Raw genomic sequence first — 7,583 nt, 5'->3', positions numbered from 1 at the left:
TTCCCTGCTTTATTGGGAATGCCGATTTGTAAAGAATAACGTCCCGTTAGGCTAAAAGGATAAAGCCCGTAAAGGTTATACACGATACCGCTTAACGGATCGCCCTCTTCCGGTATGAATGCCAGCCAATATTCTTTGCCCATATGTTGTTGATAAATCACTTTTTTCTTGCGGTTAATCCGAATCCCACGAGGTCGTGGTGGAAAAAGGATACAAAGGAGTAATAACGGCCAGATAATATGGAAAATAGGGCGAATTGAGCGAAGGTTATCATCCCCTGTATATAGAGATTTATAGTCTTCATAACTATAAACTTCATCATTTGGATACTTTTGCTGATACTCTTCTGATGTGACTGTTTTTATATAACGTTCATATAATGGTACAACTCTACTATCAGGATAAAATGCCCACTCAAAATCATATTTAATTGCTTTAATTTGATTATCAAAAGGCGTAACGCCGTGTTGAAGATCGATAAAGGTAATCACGCCTAAAATCGCTAAAAAAATCAGGCGAATCATCCCTCTTGGAAAAGCATCTAAAATTAAATGGCGAATTTCCAATTCATCGGGATTCACCCGACGAATAGAGTAACCTAAAGTATAAGTGCGGTAAAAATGCAGCCATTTTTCGAGAAGTTTCATGGTTTATCCTTTAAATCTAAATTCCGTTTTCTTTGAATATTTTCGATATTCACTGCCCTGATAGGTGGGGATTGACACACTCATTGATAAGTAATTGATTTCACCATAATTAAATTGCACCGGTGTTGGGAAATAATAGTGATTTGCCCGTAACTTGCCGGTGATTTGTTGTTGCGGAATCATAATTTTTGCCATCCCTTGGCTTTCAAAAACCACTTGATAATGCAATGCTTTCTCTTCAACTTGATACTCTTCATAGGGCTGTTCGTAATAATTTTTTGGCGTTGTCGGGCGACGTACCGTAATCGGGCTTTCAATCCTGATTTTCTCCGCATCCGCTTGGCTATAAATGCCTTGATAGTTTACCCAGAAGGTAAATTTACTTTCACTACGTAATCCAATTTCATTGGAAAAATTAAAATAACGTTGTAGTTCAATTTTATAATAATTATAAACAGTGGGATTAAGAAGTAAGCTATGATCTAATTGAACTTTAAATACTTTTTCTCTTTCAATTCCTTCCCACTCATAAGCCCTTACTTCTCTCCCCCAATAAAACGTACTTTTTCCCCAAAATCCATTTTCCACCCAAGTGACGATATCCGGTTGTTTGAAAAAGTCTGTAATGATGCCTGCCACTAAAATGACCACTCCGGCAGCCAGCCCCACATAACCGAACCTGACCAGCCATTGCATATTGGTAGTGGCTTTGGCGACACCGATTAAACCGATTGAGGTACTGGACAGTAAAGAACCGGAACCTCGCATGATGGCGGCATACATCCCTACGGTATCGCCTTTGTAATAGGCTTCGTACCCGTAACCGATTTCAACCACCACCGCTAACCCGGCTAATGCCGTGTTCACACTGATAAACGCCGCTTTTAAATGGGTGAGAAAATGCGGTTTGGTTTCGGCTAATAATAATTTTCCGGCTCTTGTAAATGAGGCCTCTTTTTGAATCTCATTCGCCGCACGTTCAATGGTTTTCTCTAAATAACTCTTCGGTGCGTTTAAGCCGGCAAACATTGTTATAACCCCCACTGTCGGATCGTTTGAAAAACGTCCCAATGTGGTAGTTGCCGTGTTGCTTTGCCAGATATAACCGAATATCACCGAGTAGCCCAACATTTTTTGTAAGCCGGCAAGTTGCCCTCTCGGATTGAGTACCCGATAACCGTCTTCGTGGATTGTTAATGTCGGCGCACTGTCTAAGTGGTAAATCGGGTAGGATTTAGGCTGTGGTTTAGGGGGCGAGGCATAGCGGGCTTTGATCCGAATATCGCTATTTATTATCTCGTTTTGTTTGATTTCCGCCTGTTTGGTAAAGGGATTAATTTCATAAATTCGGTGAATATTTTTGACCGCCCGAACCACTTCGTTTTGTTGGCGTGATTTTGTATATTTTGCCGTTCGGGTATAAAGTTTGTCGGCAATCAGCGACACCAGAAAATCAAATTTTAATACCTCAAAATGGCTGGTATCCGCAATACTGACGCTACCGGCAATAATCGGATAAACGGACATTGAGAGGACAGGGTGAAACTGTTCTACCGCCGCTTCATCTAAAGTTTGCGATTCAGGCGGTAATTTAAAATCATCACGATAAATCGCTGCCAATAAGGTGTTGTAACCGTAAGTCGATAAATCAAAGCCCCACAATAATCCGTGCAAATAAAGGCTATAACTGCCGATAATTGCTGCGACGGATGATTGAAGTAATGCTGTCCAATCTGCTAATTTCTCTTTTTGTGACAGAATGTGGGCTAAATGGACATTGACGAGATGCTTGAAATGTTCGCCATAAAGAGTGGGGAGTTTCGCCATTTTTTCGACGGCATTAATACCGCTAGGAAGTGCGGTTAAATTGAGTGCGTTTTTTAAGGTTTCAAAAATATCTTGATGACTTTGCGGATTCAAGTGGATGTCTTTTACCTTTAATTCTTGATAGATTTGTGGTTTTTCTTTGACGGTTGGCGTGTACCATGCCGCATTGCCACTGAGATTGGCAATATCCCGTTCATCGATTTGTGCCATACGTTGTTTATGGACTTCCGCCTGAATCAGTTGCGCTGTGCTAATCGCATAGCTGTATTGATGTAATATCGCTTTGCGTTCTTCATCCAAATATAATTGATAGGCGGCAAGATCTCGAGCCGTCCCGATTTCATCTTCTAATTCAATGATAAAGGCTTTTCCGTAGTGCCTTTCTAACCGTTCTAATAATTTAGCAAACACCTGTCGATATCCTATCGGTGTGTAGCAGATTAAATTATTTTCATGATTAAGTTGGTTGTCCGGTGTGTTATGGAAATCTTTTACGGCTTCCGCTGCTTCAATTAGAGGTGTGCATCCGGTATCCGGCGCACCAAGAACGATATGGCGCATCCAACGTTTACGCATTGCGGGGTCGTCAATTAATTTTTGTAAAAAAACCGCCGGCAAAAAAATATCGCTATACATAATATCGATATGGTTTATGCCTGCCGGCAAATGAATATAAGGCAACGACATGCCAAAACGGGCTTGTTCTTGGCTAATCTTATTCCCGTAAAAATGATATTGGGTGAAGGAAAAATCCGAACTTGTCTCTCTGACCCCTTCTAACTCTGCGACATCCGGCGAATCGTATTTATAAATATACCAAGCATACATGTCTGATTTTGCACTGGTTTTTTCCTCCGGCGCCACGTCTAACGCAAGAATATAGACGTAGCCCGCACGTAACAAACGACGTTCATAATCTTTTTGCCATTCGGTTAAATTACAAAGCGGATTGCTATCGGTTCGACATGCCTTTAAACGCTCCGTTTGCAAAGCTAATCGCACCGGATAAACCAATGTGCCTTCTTGACATGTTTTAACGACTGAAAGTGAATCATTTGCTGTTGCCATTATTCTTTTTCCCTTTTTACAAATTGGTTATATAACACCGCCGCTTGTTCTTCTCTTGAGTAATGCTGATTTTCTAATTGATACTCCAGCTGTTCAAATTGCTTGAGCTTCTCCATTATCGTTGCCGAGATTTTAGCAACTGCATATAGGCTGACACTTTTTCCCGTGGGGTAATTTTTCTCAAACGCCTCATCAAGATAAGTGAAAATAGTTCTATGGGGAAAGTTTGGATCTTTTTCCCAAAGAGAGGCATTTTCAGTAATGATCTCAGTAAAAGTTTTCTCTCTTTTTCTCAGCCATTTTTGTCTTTTTAACCCATTAAATTCATATTTTGTCAATTTTATTGGCGATGGAATGGTATCTTCAGGTAAGGTTTTTAATTGATAATAATAAAATGAATCATCAAAACCTGAACCGAATGCGTATATTATGCGTTTGCCGTCACAAAAAAATTTACTTAATTTGCTAGGGATTACAGCGATGGTCTCTAAATAATTACGCAATACCCTCGGATCATAAAAACGAAAGAAAAACCATTTTCCATTTTCATCCTGCTGCATAGCAAAATGGCGTAAATGCTGATATACCTTTTCAAAATCATAATAGGAATGAATGAAAATACCCTGTTCATCATCCCAGTTATATTTTGTAAAAATTTCATGCTTTTGGGTGAAGAATCCGGCGACATTATCATTTCTTTGCAATTCCGGAAAAATTTCAATCAAATAAGGACCTATTTTTTGAGTTTTCTCCCCAAATTCACCTTGAAATAAATTTCTCGCATTGTTTGGTAAACGCTCCGGTTCAAAATATTTTACTTTGTTCGAATCAAGCACAATATAGGTTTTTAATGGTGGTAGTAATTCACCAAATAATTGTTTATCCCTTTCTTGTTGTGCGGAATCGACGATAGGTTTTTTGAACACCGGTTCAATAAAATCATCGGCAGATTGCTCAAATAAATTTGGCTGAATGGGTTCGTTCTGCCAAAGTAATTTTAAAATTTCATCCGGTGCAATTTTTTGCGGGTGACAATCCAGTTGTAGCGGATCAAGTGGAACAACACCATAAATTTTATGCCGAAGTAGGTAGTCTGTTTTTTCCGATGGCTCTGAACCTGCCATTTTCTCAATTTCAATCACTTTCACTTCATTTTCAAATAATTGCTGTGCGTAATGAAATAAGCCTAATCGCCCATGACGTTGAAAAAATAATGTGAGGGGGATAGGTGCAAGATGAGGATGGCAAATGATGCGGTGTTTTTGTAAAAATGACTCTATTCTACTTTCAAAATCGGCTCGACTTTCTGCAAATGTCAGCAAAGCAACAAAGGTTTCCATTTGTTGTGGCGACTGAATATAAGCAGTTGAAATCCAAACTGAACTATTCATCATAATCCTTGTTTATAAAGCATTAAAATCTAATTGTATTGACATTGTATAGTGTCATTCCAAAAATTGGATGATTTAATTGATTAACTTAAAAATACAACGCCATATTATATAGTGTTTTAAACCATTAAACTTGGCTTTATTTGTTTTTCATTATAATAGCTAATATATCTATGTCGTGGAGTTTTCGCTTTTATCACGCATAATCATTAAAATAATTCATTAATTTCTTGAAAATAATGAGTTTGCATAATAATAAGAAATACCTCATTCTATCTTCATTCGGACGTTTAGCCGTCTAAATCACCCACAACATCATAGATGAGGAACTTATTATGGCAACATTTCATTTATCCGGTTTTCCACGTGTTGGCGCAAAACGCGAACTTAAATTTGCACAAGAACGTTATTGGCGTGGAGAAATTGCCGAGCAAGACTTATTAGACATTGCCAAAGCATTACGTGAAATCAACTGGAAGCACCAAGCGGCTGCAAATGCGGATTACATCGCCGTAGCAGATTTCACTTTCTACGACCATATTTTAGATTTACAAGTAGCAACCGGTGCTATTCCTACCCGTTTTGGTTTTGATAGTCAAAATCTTACTCTTGATCAATATTTCCAACTGGCACGTGGTAATAAAGAACAATTTGCTATCGAAATGACCAAATGGTTTGATACGAACTATCATTATCTTGTACCGGAATTCCACGCAGACACCCTATTTAAAGCAAACCCTGCGCATTACATTCAACAAATTCGTGAAGCCAAGGCCCTTGGATTAAATGCTAAACCAACCCTTGTCGGGCCATTAACCTTCTTATGGTCAGGAAAAGAAAAAGGTGAGGCATTTAATCGTTTTGATTTACTTCCGAAACTTCTCCCTGTTTATGTGGAGCTCCTAAATTCTCTGGCGGCAGAAGGTGTGGAATATATTCAAATTGATGAACCAGCCTTAACTGTCGATTTACCTGCTCAATGGGTTACCGCATACAAAGAGGTTTATGCCATATTAACCACACAAGTGGAAGCAAAATTATTATTAGCGACTTATTTTGGTTCTGTGGCGGAACACGCTGATTTATTAAAATCTTTACCCGTTACAGGTTTACATATTGACTTGGTACGAGCCCCTGAACAACTTTCGGCCTTTGTTGATTATGACAAAATTTTGTCTGTAGGTATCATTGATGGTCGTAACATTTGGCGGGCAAATTTAAACCAAGTGTTAGACATTGTAGAACCATTAAAAGCTAAATTAGGCGATCGTTTATGGATTGCACCAAGCTGTTCCCTACTCCATACACCTTATGATTTATCAATAGAAACCCAATTACAGGCAAACAGACCTGAACTTTATAATTGGCTTTCTTTCTGTTTACAAAAAATTCAAGAATTACGTGTCATTAAGACCGCACTTGAACAAGGTCGCCAAGCTGTTCAAGGGGAAATTGGTGCCAGTCAAGCTGCTACCGATGAACGTGCTAACTCAAAAGATATTCATCGTCCTGAAGTTGCCGAACGTTTAGCAAACCTACCAAAAGGTGCCGATCAACGCAAATCACCGTTTGCAGAAAGAATTAAATTACAAAATGCGTGGTTAAATTTACCACTACTCCCGACTACTACCATAGGATCTTTCCCACAGACCAAAGAAATCCGCTTAGCCCGTGCCGCCTTTAAAAAAGGTGATTTAAGCTTGGCGGATTACGAAGCGGCAATGAAAAAAGAAATTGAATTGGTTGTACGTGAGCAAGAAAAATTAGATTTAGATGTATTGGTTCATGGCGAGGCTGAACGTAACGATATGGTGGAATACTTTGGTGAATTATTAGAGGGTTTTGCCTTCACTAAATTCGGTTGGGTGCAAAGCTATGGCTCTCGTTGTGTAAAACCACCGGTGATTTACGGTGATGTTGTCCGTCCTGAACCAATGACAGTACGTTGGTCTCAATATGCTCAAAGTCTAACGAAAAAAGTGATGAAAGGCATGCTGACAGGCCCTGTCACTATTTTACAGTGGTCTTTTGTTCGCAACGATATTCCTCGTTCGACAGTCTGTAAACAAATTGCCGTCGCACTTTCCGATGAAGTATTAGATTTAGAAAAAGCCGGAATTAAAGTGATTCAAATTGATGAGCCCGCAATCCGCGAAGGTTTACCACTCAAACGGGCAGACTGGGATGCTTATTTACAATGGGCCGGTGAAGCATTCCGTTTAAGCACAATGGGTTGTCAGGATGATACGCAAATTCATACACATATGTGTTATTCCGAATTTAATGACATTTTACCGGCTATTGCAAACTTAGATGCCGATGTTATTACTATAGAAACTTCTCGTTCTGATATGGAACTCCTCACCGCCTTTGCCGATTTCAAATATCCAAATGATATAGGCCCGGGGGTGTATGATATTCATAGCCCACGCGTTCCAACTGACGATGAAGTTGAACATTTATTACGTAAAGCATTACAAGTCGTACCAAAAGAACGTTTATGGGTCAATCCGGACTGCGGCTTAAAAACCCGAGGTTGGAAAGAAACTATTGAGCAATTAAAAGTGATGATCGATGTAACGAAAAAAATACGTAAAGAATTAGCATGTTAATGATCATGCAAAAATGTACTAGGTTAGTGTAGTAAAGG

Annotated in this window: 3 protein-coding genes and 1 pseudogene; 1 reads left to right on the top strand and 3 read right to left on the bottom strand. The window is 39.2% G+C overall.

What is annotated here, in order from left to right; all coding sequences use genetic code 11:
* The 3 genes and pseudogenes from A3GE_RS10980 to A3GE_RS0102730 all read right to left on the bottom strand — a co-directional run.
* Window positions 1-647 (bottom strand): annotated as a pseudogene (locus A3GE_RS10980) (hypothetical protein); the annotation flags it as partial.
* A gap of 3 nt (window positions 648-650) precedes the next feature.
* Window positions 651-3,542 (bottom strand): toxin VasX, encoded by a 2,892-nt coding sequence (locus tag A3GE_RS0102735; RefSeq protein ID WP_018355751.1) that lies wholly within the window; start codon window positions 3,540-3,542, stop codon window positions 651-653.
* Window positions 3,542-4,933 (bottom strand): DUF4123 domain-containing protein, encoded by a 1,392-nt coding sequence (locus A3GE_RS0102730; protein WP_018355750.1) that lies wholly within the window; start codon window positions 4,931-4,933, stop codon window positions 3,542-3,544. Before A3GE_RS0102730 ends, A3GE_RS0102735 begins: the two co-directional genes overlap by 1 nt.
* Window positions 4,934-5,268: 335 nt before the next feature.
* Between A3GE_RS0102730 and metE the strand changes: the two genes are divergently transcribed.
* Complete coding sequence (metE, locus tag A3GE_RS0102725; RefSeq protein WP_018355749.1) at window positions 5,269-7,545, top strand: 5-methyltetrahydropteroyltriglutamate--homocysteine S-methyltransferase; 2,277 nt, start codon at window positions 5,269-5,271, stop codon at window positions 7,543-7,545.
* Window positions 7,546-7,583 lie beyond the last annotated feature (38 nt).

This window comes from Rodentibacter pneumotropicus DSM 21403 (genome assembly GCF_000379905.1).
Lineage (GTDB): Bacteria > Pseudomonadota > Gammaproteobacteria > Enterobacterales > Pasteurellaceae > Rodentibacter > Rodentibacter pneumotropicus.
The sequence above is the reverse complement of the archived record's forward strand: the minus strand, read 5'-3'. Positions and strand labels throughout refer to the sequence as shown.

What these genes read in the sequence shown, in the direction of transcription:
- A3GE_RS0102735 (WP_018355751.1), bottom strand. Translation starts at nt 3,542, where the DNA reads ATGGCAACAGCAAATGATTCACTTTCAGTCGTTAAAACATGTCAAGAA.
- A3GE_RS0102730 (WP_018355750.1), bottom strand. Translation starts at nt 4,933, where the DNA reads ATGAATAGTTCAGTTTGGATTTCAACTGCTTATATTCAGTCGCCACAA.
- metE (WP_018355749.1), top strand. Translation starts at nt 5,269, where the DNA reads ATGGCAACATTTCATTTATCCGGTTTTCCACGTGTTGGCGCAAAACGC.